Origin of the sequence: Lutimonas saemankumensis, assembly GCF_020171465.1 — a bacterium.
GTDB classification, from domain to species: Bacteria; Bacteroidota; Bacteroidia; order Flavobacteriales; family Flavobacteriaceae; genus Lutimonas; species Lutimonas saemankumensis.
The window spans coordinates 316,620-335,464 of record NZ_JAIUZR010000006.1; the positions used below are offsets into that span (position 1 = coordinate 316,620).

The 18,845-nt window shown below is 40.3% G+C and carries 12 protein-coding genes; 5 read left to right on the forward strand and 7 right to left on the reverse strand.

What is annotated here, in order from left to right; genetic code table 11:
• The first annotated feature begins 304 nt into the window (after positions 1 to 304).
• The 5 genes from LCM02_RS15620 to LCM02_RS15640 all read left to right on the forward strand — a co-directional run bounded on the left by LCM02_RS15620 (position 305) and on the right by LCM02_RS15640 (position 5,678).
• The gene (locus tag LCM02_RS15620) at positions 305 to 1,255 is read left to right on the forward strand and encodes an ABC transporter ATP-binding protein (RefSeq protein ID WP_224932113.1); all 951 of its coding nucleotides are present in this window, start codon (positions 305 to 307) and stop codon (positions 1,253 to 1,255) included.
• A gap of 158 nt (positions 1,256 to 1,413) precedes the next feature.
• Positions 1,414 to 2,049 (forward strand): (2Fe-2S)-binding protein, encoded by a 636-nt coding sequence (locus LCM02_RS15625; RefSeq protein WP_224932115.1) that lies wholly within the window; start codon positions 1,414 to 1,416, stop codon positions 2,047 to 2,049.
• Position 2,050: 1 nt separating this feature from the next.
• Positions 2,051 to 4,393, forward strand: a complete 2,343-nt coding sequence (locus LCM02_RS15630; RefSeq protein WP_224932117.1) for a xanthine dehydrogenase family protein molybdopterin-binding subunit — start codon at positions 2,051 to 2,053, stop codon at positions 4,391 to 4,393.
• A gap of 41 nt (positions 4,394 to 4,434) precedes the next feature.
• Positions 4,435 to 5,451 carry an FAD binding domain-containing protein gene (locus LCM02_RS15635; protein ID WP_224932119.1) on the forward strand — a complete coding sequence of 339 codons (1,017 nt, stop codon included), beginning with the start codon at positions 4,435 to 4,437 and terminating at the stop codon, positions 5,449 to 5,451.
• Positions 5,452 to 5,462: 11 nt separating this feature from the next.
• Positions 5,463 to 5,678 carry a hypothetical protein gene (locus LCM02_RS15640; RefSeq protein WP_224932121.1) on the forward strand — a complete coding sequence of 72 codons (216 nt, stop codon included), beginning with the start codon at positions 5,463 to 5,465 and terminating at the stop codon, positions 5,676 to 5,678.
• 56 nt (positions 5,679 to 5,734) lie between these two features.
• Here LCM02_RS15640 and LCM02_RS15645 read toward each other — a convergent pair whose 3' ends face one another.
• The 7 genes from LCM02_RS15645 to LCM02_RS15675 form a co-directional block, all read right to left on the reverse strand.
• Positions 5,735 to 6,928 (reverse strand): DcaP family trimeric outer membrane transporter, encoded by a 1,194-nt coding sequence (locus tag LCM02_RS15645; protein WP_224932123.1) that lies wholly within the window; start codon positions 6,926 to 6,928, stop codon positions 5,735 to 5,737.
• 48 nt (positions 6,929 to 6,976) lie between these two features.
• Positions 6,977 to 7,477, reverse strand: a complete 501-nt coding sequence (locus tag LCM02_RS15650; protein ID WP_224932125.1) for a DUF2391 family protein — start codon at positions 7,475 to 7,477, stop codon at positions 6,977 to 6,979.
• Between the two features lie 8 nt (positions 7,478 to 7,485).
• The gene (locus LCM02_RS15655; protein WP_224932127.1) at positions 7,486 to 8,769 is read right to left on the reverse strand and encodes a carbohydrate porin; all 1,284 of its coding nucleotides are present in this window, start codon (positions 8,767 to 8,769) and stop codon (positions 7,486 to 7,488) included.
• Between the two features lie 91 nt (positions 8,770 to 8,860).
• Complete coding sequence (locus LCM02_RS15660; protein WP_224932130.1) at positions 8,861 to 10,195, reverse strand: metal-dependent hydrolase family protein; 1,335 nt, start codon at positions 10,193 to 10,195, stop codon at positions 8,861 to 8,863.
• Positions 10,196 to 10,209: 14 nt separating this feature from the next.
• Positions 10,210 to 10,506, reverse strand: coding sequence for a hypothetical protein (locus tag LCM02_RS15665; protein WP_224932131.1), 297 nt, complete (start codon positions 10,504 to 10,506; stop codon positions 10,210 to 10,212).
• Between the two features lie 121 nt (positions 10,507 to 10,627).
• Positions 10,628 to 13,282, reverse strand: a complete 2,655-nt coding sequence (locus LCM02_RS15970; RefSeq protein WP_317197460.1) for a LuxR C-terminal-related transcriptional regulator — start codon at positions 13,280 to 13,282, stop codon at positions 10,628 to 10,630.
• A gap of 169 nt (positions 13,283 to 13,451) precedes the next feature.
• Positions 13,452 to 18,758: a protein kinase domain-containing protein gene (locus tag LCM02_RS15675; RefSeq protein ID WP_224932140.1), complete on the reverse strand. Its 5,307-nt coding sequence runs from the start codon at positions 18,756 to 18,758 to the stop codon at positions 13,452 to 13,454.
• Positions 18,759 to 18,845 lie beyond the last annotated feature (87 nt).

Sequence of the window (18,845 nt, forward strand, 5' to 3'; positions counted from 1 at the left end):
TAAATTATGCCTCATAAGGAAAATGTATCCTTGTATTATGAAGAACCCTAAATTTAGCAAAAAATTGATAAAATTGGGTCATAGTAAAAAAGAGTTTTTAACAGGCGTAAAATAGAGGGTTTATTTCCGTTTTAGGGATCATATTGCTTGCGGTTTTGACAGGCATGACCCTCAGTTCTTTAACCAGCTATTTTTTGCCTTGCTTGCAGCTATAACATTACCCCATGTGATCATCTTGGGGAAAATACCAAAATAGATCAAATACTTTTTCATGTTTTTTGTTTTTTAAATTTACTTTTGCACTGTGTTACAGCTACAAGACATAAGCTTTTCGTATGACAAGGAGAAACCTTTGTTAAAAGGTATCAGCTTCCAATTAGAAAAAGGAGATCACCTTTGTGTCATGGGAGAGAGTGGTTGCGGCAAATCTACGTTGTTAAAAGTCATATACGGATTATATGATCTCGATGAGGGATCAATTACCTGGGATGAAAAACCTATTCTAGGACCGGCCTATCATTTGATTCCCGGCATGGATTTTACCAAATTTGTGGCCCAGGATTTTGATTTGATGCCTTATCTGACCGTTGAAGAAAATATTTCTAAGTTTCTGTCACGATTCTATCCGGAGGAAAGCAAGAAAAGAACCGATGAATTGCTCGAGGTTATAGAAATGACCCAATTCGCCAAAGAAAAGGTAAAATATCTGAGCGGAGGCCAAAAGCAACGGGTTGCCATAGCAAGGGCATTGGCCAAAGAGCCGGAACTCTTATTGCTCGATGAACCTTTTGGCCAGATCGATAATTTTAAGAAGAATTCCTTGAGAAGAATGTTATATAAGTTTCTAAAAGAAAAGAATATAACATGTATTGTTGCCACCCATGATAGTGAGGATGCCCTGGCCTTTGCGGATAAGATGATGGTCATTCAGAATGGGCAGAATATTTCATACGGAGTACCAAAAAAACTGTTTAAGGATCCTCAGAGTGTATATGTGGCCTCCTTATTTGATGAGGTCAACGAATTAAATCTTGGAGGGGTTAAGAGACTTCTTTACCCTCAACAGATTAAAATTGTTGAAAGTTCAGGCCTCAGGGCACAGGTGATGAATTCGTATTATCAGGGAACACACTGGATGATAGAACTTAAAATAAAGGATCAGATCATTTTTTCAAATCATCATGAAGATCTCAAAAAGAACACCCCTGTTCATTTATTAATTGAAAGCTTCGATCAAGATAATATGGAGGGGTGAATTTGATTTTTTGGCGTAATTTTCCTCGTTCGGCATATGTAAAAGGATCAATCTGAAATTCGTTAAAGTTGAAAACTCTTTTAGTTATTTATTGAATAAAATCGTAACTTCCTGATTCTAAAAAAACCAATTAGTTTACAACCCCATATTTTAGATTTATGGAAGATAAAAAACAAGATGCGAATCCCAATTCAAAAAAGGGTTTTAGCAGAAGGAGCTTTATAAGAGGAGCAGGATTGTCTACCGCCGGAAGTGTATTATTAACTACCAATACCTTTGCCTTTGAATTCGAAGAAGGATATTCTGAAGGGAAAGAATACGGCCCCGGAGCAACTCTTATTCAATTGAAAGTAAATGGCTCTATTCAGACACTCAGTGTTGAACCCAGAACAACTCTTGCTTCGGCCTTAAGGGATCATTTGGATCTGACAGGAACAAAAGTAGTCTGTGATAGAGGCTCTTGTTCTGCATGTACTGTATATGTAGATGATAAACCTGTAAATTCCTGTATGATGTCTGTGTTTGATGTTGTTGATAAAGAAATCACAACCATTGAAGGAATAGCTCAAAACGGGCAATTACACCCCGTTCAGGAGGCCTTTATTGAGCATGATGCATCTCAATGTGGTTACTGTACGCCAGGTATGGTCATGTCATGCGCGCATCTGCTTGACAACAATCCAGACCCATCACTTGAAGACGTTAAACGTGCCACAAGAGGTAACCTTTGCCGATGTGGAACCCATCCACATGTATTTAAAGCAACTTTAGACGCAGCCAAAAAAACTAGTTAATATGGATACAAGAAAAGAAAAATTACCACACGGTATTCCTGGACATAACTTAAGTGAAATAGAAAGAGATATACCTGTGAATGAGCCACCAGCCTGGCCTGTAAATAAAGACTTAAAGCATATCGGGAAAAGGGTTGCAAGAATTGATGCCCTGGATAAGGTAACCGGGAAAGCCAAATACACTTCTGATTTAAAATTGCCGGGTATGCTTTACGCAAAAATGTTGCGATCAACGGTGCCCCATGCCGTGATTTCATCCATTGATATTAGCAAAGCGAAACAGCTGAAAGGCGTTCATGCGATTCACCTGTTAGAGAACGAGAAGAAAGACGGAGAAGAGAATGAGAATGGAAAATATCCAATGGTCAAGTACGTTGGACAGCCCTTGGGTGGTATTGCGGCGGAAAGCCTTGCCATTGCTAAGGATGCTCTGGCTTTGATTACTGTAAAATACGAAGAAAAACCCTTTGTGATAGACTTGGATTCTGCGATGTTAAAAGACGCCCCCATAGTATTTAAACAACCTATCAAGCAGCAGGAAGATGGCGGAGACGTGGGCGAAACGCATGATGGCAGTAAGGGGGAAGGGAATGTGAGAGGGCCATCTACAAGTAGTTTTTTTGGAGGCCCCAGAGGTGATTTGGAAGTAGGGTTTCAAGAAGCAGATGTCATCGTGGAGAATACCTATCGAACGCAGGTTCATACGCATATGCCATTGGAAACCCATGGGGTAGTGGTTGACTGGAGGCCAGACATGATGACCGTGTATGCCTCGACTCAAAACACAGCCGCAGTAAGGAACGAAATGGCCAGTATTTTTGGCCTCCCTAAAAGTAAGGTCAGGGTAATCTGTGAATTTATGGGAGGCGGTTTTGGAGCCAAACACAGCGCAGGAAGTTTTGGGCCTATGGCAGCTAATCTGGCAAAAAAGACGGGAAGACCGATATGGTTAATGCTGGACAGACAGGAAGAACATATTGCTGAGGGTAATCGACCTAATTCGATACAATTTCTTAAGATCGGAGCAAAAAAAGACGGAACGCTTACGGCCATACAGCAGCGCTCGCATGGGACCGCCGGGGTAGGACTTGGCGCCGGAGTGGGGCGGATTGCCCAGATTTTATACGCCTGCCCGAATTTTGCAACGGAGCAATATGATGTACTGACCAATGCGGGTCCGGGAGCCGCATGGAGGGCGCCGGGAAATGTGCAGGGGGCCTTCGGCCTGGAACAGGCCATTGATGAATTAGCGGAGAAATTAGAGATCGATCCATTGGCTTACAGAGATATAATCGATAAAAGTGAAGTCAGGAAAGTGGAACGAGAAAGAGGGGCGAAACTTTTTGACTGGTCAAGAAGAAAAGCGCCAGGTTCCGGAGAAGGAGTTATTAAAAAAGGACTCGGTGTGGGACAATCAACTTGGCCCAGGTTTGTAACTTTGGACTCTTCTGTAGAGGTTAAAGTTCACAAAGGAGGTGGCGTCGAGATCAGATCCAGTGTTCAGGACATAGGAACCGGAACCAAGACGATACTGGCCCAGGTAGTCGCCGAGGAATTAGGTCTTGAAGTTGAGCAGGTTACTGTAAATATCGGAGATACTTTTTTTCCTGTAGGACCAGGTTCCGGAGGAAGTGTTGTAACCGGCTCAATTACTCCTCCAGCGAGAAATGCTGCTTTTGAAGCAAAAAAAGAACTCTTAAAGTTGGTGGCTAAAAAATGGGAAACGGATTCGTCAAATTTAAGCATGAAGAATGGAGAAGTTCGTAATGATAAAGATGCGAGCCAGATAATGTCTTTTAAAGAAGCTACCGGCTTAATGAGAACGAGTCAAATATCAAAAGTTGAGAGTCGTTCTGATGATTATGGAGGATTTCAACAACCCTGGGGCCTTGCCTACGGAGATTTGGGTTCTGTACAATTTGCAGAAGTAAGTGTGAATACGAATACGGGTTTTGTCAAGGTAGATCGTATTGTTGCTGCCCATAGTTGTGGAAGACCTTTGAATATAGGCCAGTTGGAGAGTCAAATAAACGGAGGAGTCATTCAGGGGGTTTCATATGCTCTGTATGAAAACAGAGTAATGGATAACAGTACCGGCCATATGATGAATGCGAATGTGGATCAGTATAAGACACCCTTTTCAATGGAAATTCCACAGATTGACACCTTAATAGTCGAAGAGTACAATGCCAGGTCTTCTACCGATGCCTATGGCATTGGTGAACCTGCTAATATTGCCACAGCAGCGGCAATTGCCAATGCAGTGTATAATGCCATAGGGGTGCGTATTTATGAAATACCAATAACCCCGGCAAGTATTTTGACAGCATTAAATAAAGTATAGAATGAGACGAGTTGATCAATAGTCTCAAAAAAAATTATGACATGAATAAATTTAGTTGGTATGAAGCTAAGTCACTTGAGGATGCATTAGAACATGTGAATTCCACTGTTTCTGAACAATTGTATGCGTCTTCAAACGGAGCTGCCGTTTTTAAATCGGGAGGAGTAGATGTTTTTGACTGGGTTAAAGAAGGAATTTTAAAACCGGAAAAGATCGTCAATATCCGCAATATACCCGGACTTGATAAGATAAGTTTCGATCGAAAGGATGGAATGACCATAGGAGCCAATGTAACTTTGGCCGAGATCGCCTCCAATAATGAGATCAAAGAAAATTATTTGGCTGTACATCAGGCGGTAAATCAAGCAGCTACACCACAGCTAAGGAACATGTCCACTTTAGGAGGGAATTTAGCACAGCGTAATCGCTGCTGGTATTTCAGATCTGCTGATCATCAGTGTTTTAGAAAGGCGGGTGATCGTTGTTTTGCGAGACATTCTGTAAACGGAGAAAACGAGAATCACGCCATTATCGATAATGGTTCTTGTGTTAGCATTCATGCTTCTTCAGTGGCAACAGCGCTTATGGCCTTTAATGCCAGTGTTGTAATTGTAGGAGCAGAGGGAAAGAAAAGAACCATTGCTATGGATGACTTTTTTGTTTCCGCGGCCCAGGATATCTCCATGGAAACGGTATTAACGGCAAAAGAAATCATAACCGGTATCATTCTTCCTCCACCCTCAAAAAACACAAAAAGTGCTTATGTAAAACATGCGGCACGAGAATCTTATGATTGGTCTCTTGGTGATGTTGCTGTGGTCATGGAAGTTTCCGGGGGGAATTGTAAAGAGGCAAGTATTGTCTTGGGAGCTGCGGCACCTACTCCTTATCGTTCCAGGCAGGCACAGGAGGTTATGCAGAAAGTGAGCATAAATGAGTCAAATGCTGAAAAAGCTGCTGAGGCAGCTATGAGTGTGGCACGTCCTTTATCAAAGAATGCTTACAAAGTACCTTTATTTAAATCTATTATTAAACAAGCAATTTTAGAATTATCCTAGCAAACGAATCTATGGAATCAAAAAAGAATGCAATATGTAAATTCCTTCGTGCCAGAAATCCATACGGTATGATGGAGGGAGGAGAGCAACCCTGGCTCTTATTAGATGATGCCAATACAATTTGTTGGTGTATTAATTCTGTGGGAGGGGTTGGCCCGGACAATGGATTGGTATCAACTTCGAGATGTCGGGAGGGAAGAAGTTGTTATGTTTCAGATGAGCTCTAATTACTTCCCGATACTTGTGGATAAATTCCACACCGAACAACATAAAAGTTCTAAGGTCAACGCTTCTCGTTAGTTACTGTGTTGTTGTAACCGAAACTGTATTTTGCCGAAAATTGGACCCTCTGGAAACTACCATCAATATTGTTGGCCAGTTCTCTGTACCCGTGCATGAATTCCACACCAAACATAACGACCTTCGAGGGAGTGAATTTTAAATTTGCCGATGCGCTGTAAGCTCGATCATTGGCTTCTTCACTCACAAAATCCATATCATTAAAGGCTTGAAAAGCGGATACATTAAAACTGGAAGACCATTTCTCGGGTTTCCAATAATGATTGTAAGCGAAGTATCCATTCAAAGAACCAATTCCGTTGATATTCTCGTTCTCATCCAAAACACCTCCTGCTGTGAAACCAAGCGCAGTATAGCGACCCAGCCCCGATCCGTAAGTTGCCATGAAGCGAATATCTGATCCTCGGTCGCCGACCATGATCTTTCCACCTCCAGACAAGCCAAACGCGTATTGAGACTTGACATCGTTTCCATCTGCTGTTTTTCCGCTTAGCACTCGATTCAATAACGAGATTCCAATAAAGCCACGCTCCAAAGTGAAGTTCTTCCTAACAACGACGTCTGGAATGATTTCCTTTTCCGTCTCAACCACGGTCGGATCTTGGAAATCCATCAAAGTCGTCTCTGGATTTTCGATCGAGAACTGCCAGCTTTTATGCGTATATCTGATTTGAGGCTGACGGTTAAATACTAGACCCTCTGCGGCACCCGCAAAGTCCAGATCATCCGGGACTACAACGATCATAAAGGTAGACCAGGTTTGTCCGATGAGGAGATTTCCCCACTCGAAATAGAAGTGTCTCAACCTTGGGGCAAATGAATTACTCACCCGCTCATTGCCCTGGGCCGAAAGCAAAAAATCGACTTCAACAAATCCATGAATGTCTTTACCCAGGAGTTTTGATTTTACGTCAAAATTAAATCTGGATTCTTTGACATGAAAGTCTAAATTGAAGTTTTGATCCTCGGGGCCAACGGGAATCTGCGCCGGGAAATGAATGTCCTTCAATGGGCTGGTGTCTCCAACGTCTCCATTGTTATACCACGAGTTTAGAAAATCGGCTTTGACATATCCACCGAACTTGAAGGTGGTTGTTGGCTCTTCTTTTTCATCCGCCTGACTGTAAGAGAAAAGACTTAAAGAAAGACAAATTGCGCTTATCAAAATTCGTTTCATGATGAATTGGGTTATAGGTTTAAAAATTGATGAAATTTCAGGCACATTTCAAAAACTATCTGTTACAGTGGCACTCATTGAAGCTGGAAATGATCCGATCAGGATGCGTTTCAATGCCAGATCTGGATCAGTAATCCATGGGCATTTTCCGACAATCGTAAGAAGAATTGCAACGATTAAAACGGACAGGAAAAAGGTTGAGAAAAGGCGTTTTAGGTATTCATTTCGATACATTTCCAGTCGATTCCGATAGCCCTTGAAATACATGAAACTTCCCATAAAAATCAAGGACACGAAATTCAACAAAATGATGTTGAACCATCCCAGGTCATTTCCCATGTTCCAAACTTCTTCAGTAAAGGCAACAGGAACGGCAAGTATACTTGCACCGACAAGAATTTCGAGCAAATCTTGAATTTTCAACTCAACTTTCAATGGAATGTCGATCTGTTGTATTTTCTTTCCGTCATCATCCTTAATGACAAAGGACTCGTATAGTTGTCCATCTACCCTATGGACATATTTTTCATATTTGCTTTCGTTTGCCATGGCTACTTTTATAGGGTGATTCTTCCTCGCATTCCGAAATAGAACAGACTATTGTTGTCCGGATTGAAGGTGGGGTTTGATATGAACTGCATGCTTGGGGTCAATTCAAAATGTGCAGTCATGTTGAAACGATAGAACAATTCAGCGGTGATTTGGTCTTTAACGTCCGGGATATTGGGTTGGTTCCAACTGAGACTGATTCCAAGAATATCATAGTTAAGGAACCGATAACCATGACCAATTTGCACATCCGCCTTGTAAAAAGCATTCTCGCCGTTCCCATTTGAGATGCCAAAGCGAGCAAATGGAATGAAACGTTCCGCAAAGAACCAATGTGCGCTAACCGCTATACCCTGGCCAGAAGCGACATCAATTCCATTGATATTGGTGTAGGCGTCGCTGTTCCAGTACATGATGGATATTTTTTTAAAATATCTTTCACCGAAAGAGGGGACATATCCTACTTCAACGGCCTTCCAAAAATTGCCATCTTGAAATTGATCTCCGAAATTCAAAAATTCCCCATCCCGGAAGACATCTCCACGCACATCGGCCAGGCCACCCATGATATACAATTTCTCAGTGGGTCGAATGCTGACTATGCCTCCCAATCCCTGATCCGGCCAATTGACGGATCCGATAACGGAGGCCCCATAACCGATAAAGTGTTGCCAGGGTACGATCAAACCGTGAAAATTGAAGTAATTGGTCACGTCAACCTTTCCTACAACGAAGTGCAGATGATTATCCAGAAGAGCCTGCTGGTAGTTCAGTTCGAGCATCCGAATGCTATAGTCCCTATAACCTGTGGCGGGTAATCCGTAATACCCAGATTCATTCAATCCGTGAAACATGGGAGGGGTGCTTCCAGGTCCTTTGTAGGAATGTCGGTCATTAATCTTGACAAAGATTTTACCGGTGTTCTTCCCTTTTTTGCGATTGAGAAAAGTCCAGCCGGCCTGGAAATCGAAAACCCCGCTGCTTGCATTATTGGTGTTTTCCTCGGAAATAGTTTCTGTGGAGGCAATGATCAAACTCGTGTAATTGATCCCGAATTCGATCCCAGTTTCTTTCGAGAAGTTCGTCTTAAAATCGTACCAGGGTTTTGTGACTTTGATAGGAATGCGATAGTCGAATTTTGGCTGATTGTCAATTTGCAATTGGGCTCCAACGGTCTTTGGACCACCGAATCCTTCTTCGTTGTTGTAGGTACTTGTCGAATCCTGCTCTTCCTGTCCCCAGGCTGAAGCAAAACACAGAGAAATGACAAAAATTAGAAGTTGTTTTTTCATAAGACAAGGGAAGCCTTCCGTGACAGGCTTCACTATTTTATCCAATCTATTTGAGCACACGGTTAAACTTCACCAATTCAGCTTAAATTACTTAATCCAAAATATTCTTCAGTACCTTCCCGTCCTGAACCATGAGCTTGATGTTTCCTTTGATTTCCAGGTTGTCAATATCGTCAAGTGGGCTTTTTTCCCAGATGATGACATCAGCATAGGCGCCTTCTTCTATCACCCCAATCGGTCCTTCGCGATAAGGATTTCTTGCTGGTCCCGACATGGCCAATACCTGACCGGCGTTATAGGTAGCATGTTGCATGATCTCCCAATTTTCAAAACCAAGGGTTTTTTCAATGGTCAGGTTTTTGATAGCAATAGGTGTGTTCTCCGCGAACATGTCACCCCCGCTAATAATTTTCAATTTGTGCTTTCTTGCCCATTCAATCATTTGTACTGCCCCTTCGTTCACTTGGGTAGCTTTTCGAACCTGCTCTGGAGAGAACCATGGAACTTGAGCAGCGGCAGCAAACTGAACAGTACTTACATAACCTTGAAGCGACAACCAAATGCCTTCATCTGCCATTCGTTTGATTGTTTCTTCAGACATCAAAAAGCCGTGCTCCACGCATTTTACCCCCGCATCAATAGCTCTGTTAATGGCATCATCTCGATAAGCATGAATAGTAGCATAGGTCTTGTTGTCATTACAAATACTTACGATAGTCTCCATTTCTTCCTGGGTGTATTCGATGATTTCCAGCGGGTCAAATTCACTGGCTACTCCACCCCCAGCCATGATTTTAGCAAAGGCAGCGCCATGTCGGAAGTTCCATCTCGCATGCTTGATGATTTCATCTTTACCATCAGCAACGCCAAAGTTCATCAACTCATGAGGTTGGTTTGTTTCTCCTGGCAATTGATTCCATGGACCTGCATCACCATGACCACCGGTTGAACTGAAAGCTGGTCCGGAAGACCAGATACGCGGTCCTTCGATTACTCCATTAACTCTGGCTTTTGCTATTCCAAGGGAGTTACCTGCAATGTCGCGAATCGAGGTGAAACCCTGATCCATCAACATATTCATGTCGCGATAGGCCCACGCTCCAATTGTATAGGAATCGTAATGCTGAGACCCGGAATAGAATGCATCAGGTCCATTCAGCATGATGTGGGTATGCATGTCGATCAGACCGGGAGTGAGGGTTCCCCCCTTTCCATCAATGGTTGTAGCGCCTTTGGGAGCCTTCAGATTGGTCCCGACCTTTTGGATCAGGTTGTTTTCGATTAAAACATCGGCCTTAACCACGTCTTTTCCTTTCGCGTCCCAGACATTAACGTTGGTAATCAGAACGTAGGTATCCTCCTGTTTGTCCTGAGCAAGAAGCGGATTAATAATTAGTAGGGTAAAAAGTAAAAATAAGATTCTCATGGTTAAATGGTTTATTAGTTATTATTTTTATTGTTAATTGAATTAAAAGGAATTCTGTTTACAGATAACAGAATGTAACGGTGGTCGATCAAAACATCCAACAAGCCGCTCAGCGCAACCTGATCGGGTATGGGGCCAGTCATTATGGAAATGCGATTCTCATCTTCCGGATCGACCTTGCCATTTTTTTTATTGTAAGAGATATCCCAATCATTGAGGTAGGGTAAGAGTGCTGGATCGAGGGTTCCCTCAATGATTATGCGGTAGGCATAGGAGATATCATCTGATTTAGAAAGTATTCTCGGGGGCATAAGAATTTAAATTCTGAAACCCAAAGATAAGCTTAAATTAGTTGTTCTTAAAGTGTAAAAAGGTGTAAAAAAGATGTAAATATAGAGCTTAGTAGCTTAAATATCAGGTTTTTGGGAGGTTTTACAAGCTAAAAAGTTCAGCTTTGTCAATAGCCTGATTCCTATTGTGTACATCTAATTTCTTATAAATATTGGCTATATGACGCTTTACTGTTTTCTCCGATATATAAAGTTTAGTTCCAATCTGTTTGTTCGTCAGATTTTCTCGTATCAATTCAAAGATCTCTTTTTCTCTTCTGCTAAGTATTGGTTTTTTGTTTTGTCTTCTGAAGCGCAAAGACCTCAGGATTTCTTCTAAAAACTTTTGGGCATCAGAGGAGAGGCTCGAGGTTTGAAGGAAATCAGACAGAACTTCATATTTAAGGGTTAAAAAAGTACTGTATAAACCTCTCGGAACCGCAAGTTCAAGGGCAAGTTGAAAATCTTTAAAGGCTGCTTTCTGTTCACCCAGTTTTAGTTGTGCCAATGTCCTGAGTACATAGGTCTGTGTCAGAAAATTGATGTTGTTGTGTTTTTTTAGGAATACCTCGCAGTCATAAAGTATCTCCAGTGCCCGCTCTACATGATCTTTATGGCCTGAAGAACTCAGGATAAAAGATTGAAGCATTGGATTTGAAGTGAAGTTTGACATGGGCAAAAGCGGAAGATGTTTTGCTTCCATGGCCCATTGCAAGGACTCCGGGCTTTTAGATTTGACCCAGTTTACGGCGGCTGTTATAGCCTGAACGAAACCAACATATTGAATTCCGCCTCGTTCCATGGCATTGAGACGCATTTCCTTTAGTAAATCAGCTAATTCATCTGTATCGTTTTCGGGCAGAAGAAAGGCCAAAGCCGCACTTCCGAAAAATCTGTGCACCATTAGGGTAAAATGCCTTAGATCATATAAATTCCTAAAATCCCTTAGGGCTTCAGTTCTCCTGTTCTTTGCGAAGTTGGCACAACCTGAAAAATAGTAACCGTTAGCCTCAGCTTCCTTTAGATGATGAGACTGGCCGAGATTGATCAAGGTGGATGACACAGCCGACAGTTCTGAGATGTTCCCGTCCATCCAATGGATATAACATAGAATGAGGTACAGATTCGATCTAACAACCGGGCTGGAAGAAGCGTCGAGTCTGATCATGATGTCTTTCTTTGCAACGAGGCTCTTTCCAAGGGCTTGCAATGCTCCTCCATAAAAGACCCAGGCTACGCCGATTGCGTATAGGTTATCCTGTGTAAGAAGCTCCAGAGCGGTCGAAGCATGGTCCAGACATACCAGCATGTCGATGTTGAAATTGTAACGCGCATAAGCCTTTAATACGTTGATTTCTCCAAGATAATGACCTTTGTTTATTTCAAGAAGCCCTGCTTCCAGACATTGTCTTTCCAAATTTGGAAGCATAGAGATCATACCATTTATATCTCCCTTGAAAACGTACCACCAGGCGTTTGACAGTCCCAGTATAAGGGAGCCGTCAATGGTTTTTTTGTCAAACAACAGGAGTAACTTTTCGAGCAATTGCCATTCAGAATGCTCAAATATTTTTGCCCTTCGTTTAGTAAAAATATGTAAGGCCTCTGATTTTTGATCCAGTTTCAATAATATTTCAACACACTTTTCAACCTGATCGTTTTCTTCGTACCATAAGGCTACTTTACCATAAATACTTCTAATCTCTTGTTGAGGAACCTCTTTTAAGAAATTTTGCAGCAGAAGATCGTGAAACAAATGATGGAACCGAAACTTGTCATGCCCCTCACCGAGCTGGATCAGGAATAAATTTGAGTTCAGGAGTATATCGATGAATTCGTCGAATTCAAGACCTGATCCTGATCTTTCATCTTCCTGACTTGTGATCAATTGATACAGCTCTCGGTCAAATTCAGCTGCTACTGACATTCTCAAGATGCGCTCCCGAACCTGGGGGTCCTGTTTGATAAGCATCCCATGAACCAATTCCAACAATACCTTGTCACTTTTCATTGAGGATGCTGATAACAGCTTTTGATCATGGCCTTTGTGGATTCCGGAAATAGAGAGCAGTCGTAAAGCGGTAACCCATCCCTCTGTAATTTTTTCAATGGTTTTAATAGCATCCTTTAAGGGCTCTTCATGATCTTGATTTTGAAAAAACTGGTCAATTTCTCTTGAATTAAACTTAAGTTCCCTGATCCTTATCTCAGTAAGTTTGTTCTTCATTCTCCAGGTGCTCAGCGGAAAGGGGGGATCTTTTCGGCTCGTGATCACAAGTTTTAAATGCTGCTGCGAAAACCTGAACAGTTTATTTAGTAAGTCATGAATTTCCTTAGTTCGAATGAAATGATAGTCGTCCAGTACAAGATATACATCATGTGTAAGGGCATCCAATGCATTGCTGATCATGATGTAATAATCCCTGGAGCTGATCTCCTGACTGGATGTTGTGATATCATCGATCTCCTTTCCAAATTCGGGAATGACACGCTGAATGGCAGTGATCATGTAATGGACGAATTTGTTAAGATCATCGTTCTCCTCATCCAAAGACAGCCAGCAATAAGGAAGCTCAAACCTATGGAGCCAATCTATTACGGCAGTGGTTTTGCCATAACCGGATGGTGCCGAAAACAAATAGATTGGGGTGTCCGTATTCTTTTTAAGCTTGTCAATAATAGCGGTTCGCACAACAAGATCCGTCGGAAGTTGCGGCGCTTGGAACTTTGCAGGTATCAGTTTTTCGTTTGAAAACACTTAAAAAAAGTTCTAAAGATATGATTATCATCAAATATAATATTTTTCAAACAGACTGCTATTCCTTTTTTTGAAGAGCAGTTACTGACAGCACAGATAAAACAAGTCAGTTTCAGAGGTAGATTTTTTTCGAAATATGTTGTAATGAAAAAGTAAAATGAAAACAATATTATTTAAACTTCATCCTTTCTACGCCTGTCCAATCTGATGGTACACCGCTAACTATGCATTCAGCAGAACTCTTCAAATACTTTTCAGCTGTTCTGTCATTCGGGTTTATTTCAAGAACTTTTTTAAGGAGTCCGGCGGCTGTTAGGAAATCTTTTTGAAAATAAGCAGTTAAACCATCTTCAAATAGACTTTGACTCTCAACTTTCACACGAATATCATCGGATAATTCACCATCATAAAATTCATATAATTTTACGATTGCTTCTTGCCCCTTAACTTGTACCTTTCCGAGAAAACGATAATGGTAATCTTCCTTATTGTCGATGTGGGAGAATGTATCCTCACTGATAATTATTGAGGTTCCAAAAAGCTTGTTAAGTCCTTCCAATCTGCTAACCGTATTAATTTCACTAGAGATAACTCCAGCTTGTCTTCGTTTCAGATCACCAATGATGCCAAGTATCATTTTACCGGTATGAATTCCAAATCCCAAGCCAATTGCAGATTTATTTTCCTTGATTCTATCCTGATTAAATCCATTTACAACTTTTTTGGTTTCAATCGCAGCATTAACAGCGTTTGTTGCACTGGAAAAAAGGGATAAAATTCCATCCCCGATAAACTGCATGACGATTCCATCGTGTTTTTCTACGATTGGCCCTACGGTATTTAAATATCGATTGATGAAGTCAAAGTTCTCTTTAGGTGACATCTTTTCGCTGAGGTTCGTGTAATCCCTGATATCTGAAAAAATAGCTGTCATCTGTCTTGGAATATGATCTCCCAGATTCACCTTAAGGATATCTTTTCTTCCAAGTGAGTCTAAAAATTTGGTAGGTACAAATTTTTGATAGGCTTCATTTACCTGTTTCATATGATCATAAAGTCTTGCATTTTCAATTGAAATAGCGATTTGACCTGATAACATTCTTAAAATCTGAATCTTACTTTTTGAAAAAGCATCAGATGCAACTTTATTCTCAATATAGAGAAGGGCTCTTAATTCTTTTTTTAAGAAACTGGGTATGACAGCAATCGATTTAGGCTGAAATTTTTTGATATAATCATCTCTTGACACCAGATTTTGATGCTCATTATTCGTCATAATGAACTCCTCTTTGGTCCTAAGGCAATATGAGAGAATTTTGCTGGGTATCTCATGATTGGAAGCCGATAGTTTGGTGCCCAAAATCTTAAGTTTTGAACCTCGCTCACTTAATGCCTCCAAATACCATTCATTATCTCTTTTTAGAATAATTGCAGATTTATCCGCTCCAGCATTTTCACTTATGATTTCAAGTGATTTCCCAAGTAAATCGCGCAATCGTATTTCTTCAGCCAAAACATGGGAGGCTTTAATCAAAGTTTTTGTATCAAAAGATCCATGGTAATACTCCTGATACATGCTGCTTTGCGGGTCCTGAGAAGAAGTCTTAACATTGATGCCGATTAAAAACTCGGAAAATTCATTTTTCAGCTGATCATATTTCTGCATGGCACCCCACTGATAATAGTTCACCGAAGCTCTTTCAATATGTAAATTACCGTAAATATCTTGGCCCTCATTAAACCAAAGCCTTCCTATAAGTTCATGCGCAATGGCCTCATTTTGAAGGAAACCATATTTTTTTGAGTCAGAAATTGATTTTAAATAGTATTCTTTAGCATCTGAAAAATTCTTCTTTACCCTTGATTGCTCCGCTTTCAATAGAAACAACTTATGCTGTAGGTTTTCTTTACCAGCAATTGACCAATTTTCAAATAAGGCAATGGTTTCGTCTAGTTTGCTGTCAAGTTCTTTATTGTCAGCCGTTTCATCATACAACTGATAATTACTTAATGCCTCGAAGAACTTTAAGGTGGGAAAATGTACCATTGATCCCATTAAAGGCGCCACAAATTCATAAGCCATTTCAATGGACTTTTTTGCCTCTTTAAAATAGCCATTTGTGTATAAAGCCTGAGCTTTGTATGTATAAAGTGTAGCTATACCATAAAAATCCTTTTTGCTTTTACATAACTCAATAAATTCAGATTCGGTAAATCCGTGCGCCTGAAATTCTAAAGGATTTTTACTTTCACCTGTCAGACTGTTGATGCACATTTCAAGACTTATTAACGCATGCCTGGCAAGGTCCATTAAAATGCTCTCATTAAATTTTATGGCGTCCGGAAGCCCTTGCTTGATCTCCTCCAGATTGAAAGACCCGGAATAGAATCGATTATAGAATCCTTGAAAGTTCGTATAACCTGCGAAAATCAATTCTCCGCAGTTCATACTTGCCCTGAATCCTTCATCATTAATCTCGGCAATATCATTGATGTGTCTATTCCAAACGAAATTATAATTAGCAATTAAATGAAATGACCTGGCTTTGTGTCGTAAGGAAACCTTTTCAAACTTTTCCGCCAAAGTCTTGGATAATTCTCCCACTTTAAGCCCTAACTCAAATTGACTCTGAAGGTTGAGAATCAAACCTAATTCACTTAATGCATAAGCGGTTTCAGGAGTATTTCCGTTTTTAATACTAAAAGACACCTTCATACAGGCCTGAAGAATCCAAAGGTTTGTAAAGCCACCCACGTATGTCGGCATTGAGAAATTATCAAGAATCTTTATAATTGCGAGATTCTTTGATCCCTTCATATCAGGATGATCGGCCATTGATTCAACACCCTCAGATTGAAATGATCCTATAAGGAAGGTCATTTGCTCACCAATGTGTGCTTCCAGATTTTCACTTGGAAAATCAAAGTCTAATTCTTCGAGGGCAGAACGGCCGGCTTCTATGGCATCTGCATATTCATTCGATAAGGTGAGCCTCAGCATTTTAAGGTAATAAATATCTGCCTTCTCTATGGGGTTTTTAGCGTGATTTAAACATTCAATAATATAATGATCACTTTTTTCCGGTTCACCATTAAGGTAATTGATTTCAGCTCCTAATCCGTGTGCGGAGAGTGTCAGGTCATAGTGTGAATCCCATGAATTCTCACCCAACATAGTTTCTGCAACCGAGATATATATAAGGGCACTCGAATAGGCCGTTGAATTTCTTGCCTTTTTTGCAGCTTCCAGATTTAATTCAGCAACCATTAACTTATGTTCAGGCTCTTTAATGAGCTCCAGTGCCTCATTAAATTGATGCACAATTTCAAAAATATAATCCGATTTATTCTCCAGGTCATTTAAAAGCAGCGCTATGTGCAAATGAAGTTTTGAACGTTCCCCGGGTTCAAGCATGGAATAAGCGGCCTGTTGAACCCGGTCATGTGAGAAATTGAATATGAACAATTTTTCAAGTAAAATTTTCTCGTCCATTCCAAGTAACTGATAATCCTCATCACCAGGGATAATTAATTCTTCACTTATAGCCGGTTTTAATTTTTCAAATGTGACTTTAACCGAATTATCAAGTAATTTTGCCAGCATTTCAATCTCAAACTGATTTCCTATACTCGCTGCTAATTTCATAACAGAAATTGTATCATTTGGTAATTTATCAAGTTTAGAAGCCATAAACTCTACCACATTTTCAGAATAATTTTTTTTCTGAATCTGCTCAATATTGATATTAAGTTTATGATTATGAATATCATAACTTATGTGTCCCTCATCCAGGATACTCGTTATCAATTGAATTGTAAAAAATGCATTGCCCTGAGTTTTTCTGTACACCTCATCAGTTAGCTTTTGAATAAGGTCTGAATCCTCATGAACCGTTTCACAAATCATTCGTTTAACATTATTCTTAGTTAATTGGCTAAGATGGATATCCCTTGTGATGGCATCTTTCGCTTTAGCTTGATTAAGCATGATGTTTAACTGGTGGGATTCATCAACTTCATTATCCCGGTAAGCTCCGATGAATAAAAAGTTTGGATGATCATCACTCAAAATGATTTGTTTTACCAATTCTATGCTCGCCATATCCGCCCATTGAAGATCGTCCAGAAAAAGCACAAGAGGATGGTCTTCAATACTAATAGATTTTAGGAAGTTTAAAAAGACACGTTTAAATCGATTTGCATTCTCCATGGCATCCAGCTGTATGATCTCCGGCTGAGTACCAATTAAAAGTTCCATTTGCGGAGCGATATCGATGATGATCTGTCCGAGCTCCCCAACAGAATCAAGAATTAGTTTTTTATAGGTTTCGATCATGATACTGCCTTCCGATAACAGGTATCGTGCCAGCTCATTGATGGCCTCAGTAAATGCAAAGTAGGGGACATCCCTCTGGAATTGGTCAAATTTTCCTTTAATAAAATATCCTCTTTGTTTTGTAATCGGTATATGGGTTTCGTTGATCAATGCGGATTTTCCAACTCCTGAGTATCCCGTGACAAAAATGGCTTCTATGGCTGGTTTACCTATATTGTCAAAGGCCTCCATTAATTCTTCCAACTCCTTTTCCCTGCCATATAATTTTTCAGGAATCTTGAAATGCCCGGAATAATCTAACACCGATAGGTCTATAGGCTCAATGCTTTGTTTTTCTAGATACATCGCTTGACAAGCCACGAGATCATTTTTCAACCCTATAGAAGACTGGTATCTGTCTTCTGCATTTTTACTCATTAATGTTAAAATGATATTAGAAATAGTCTCAGGTATCGAAGGGTTTAGTTCGGATGGCCTCACAGGAATTTCAGTCATATGCTTATGGACTATTTCAAGCCCATCGGCACCCGTAAAGGGTAATCTTCCTGTAAACATTTCGTAAAACAATACACCAAGGCTGTACAAATCTGCTCTATAGTCCGTTTTTCGGTTCATTCGCCCCATCTGCTCGGGAGCAACATAGAACAGGTTTCCGTCAATCACATTTGGATTTCCTAAATTCGTTTTTTTAATATCCACTTTCGTCGATAAACCAAAATCAATAACTTTTACTGTCTTGGTGGCTCGATTGATAAGTACGTTGTCCTTGGTAAGGTCTTTATGAATGATTTTTAACTGGTGTATCTGACTAATTGCGTCTGCCATGAGCACCGATGCCTCTAAAATTTCTTTAAAATCTCTTTTCTCTTTTATGAAGGCATCTCCTATGCTTTCTCCATCAAAATACTCGAGATAAAGCGCGTACTTATTGTCAATTTTATCTTTTCTAATGGCCTTCCTGATACTCGGATGCTTGACATCTTTTGTATATTCATACTCATTGTGAAACTTTAGAAGTAAATCCGCGTTGGGAGAAGGGTCTTTAAGAAGTTTGATGATAACATCTTGACCTTTGTCTTTACCCTTATAGATAAAAGAGGTATCACTTTCAAAAATGAGTTTTGATTCTTTGAGACTCATGCGGATAATTGTTTGTTGTTTTTCGGTTGTCTGTTCTTTCGTTTATAAATTGATAGTTTTGATTTAAGTTTAAGATCGTCGGATTTT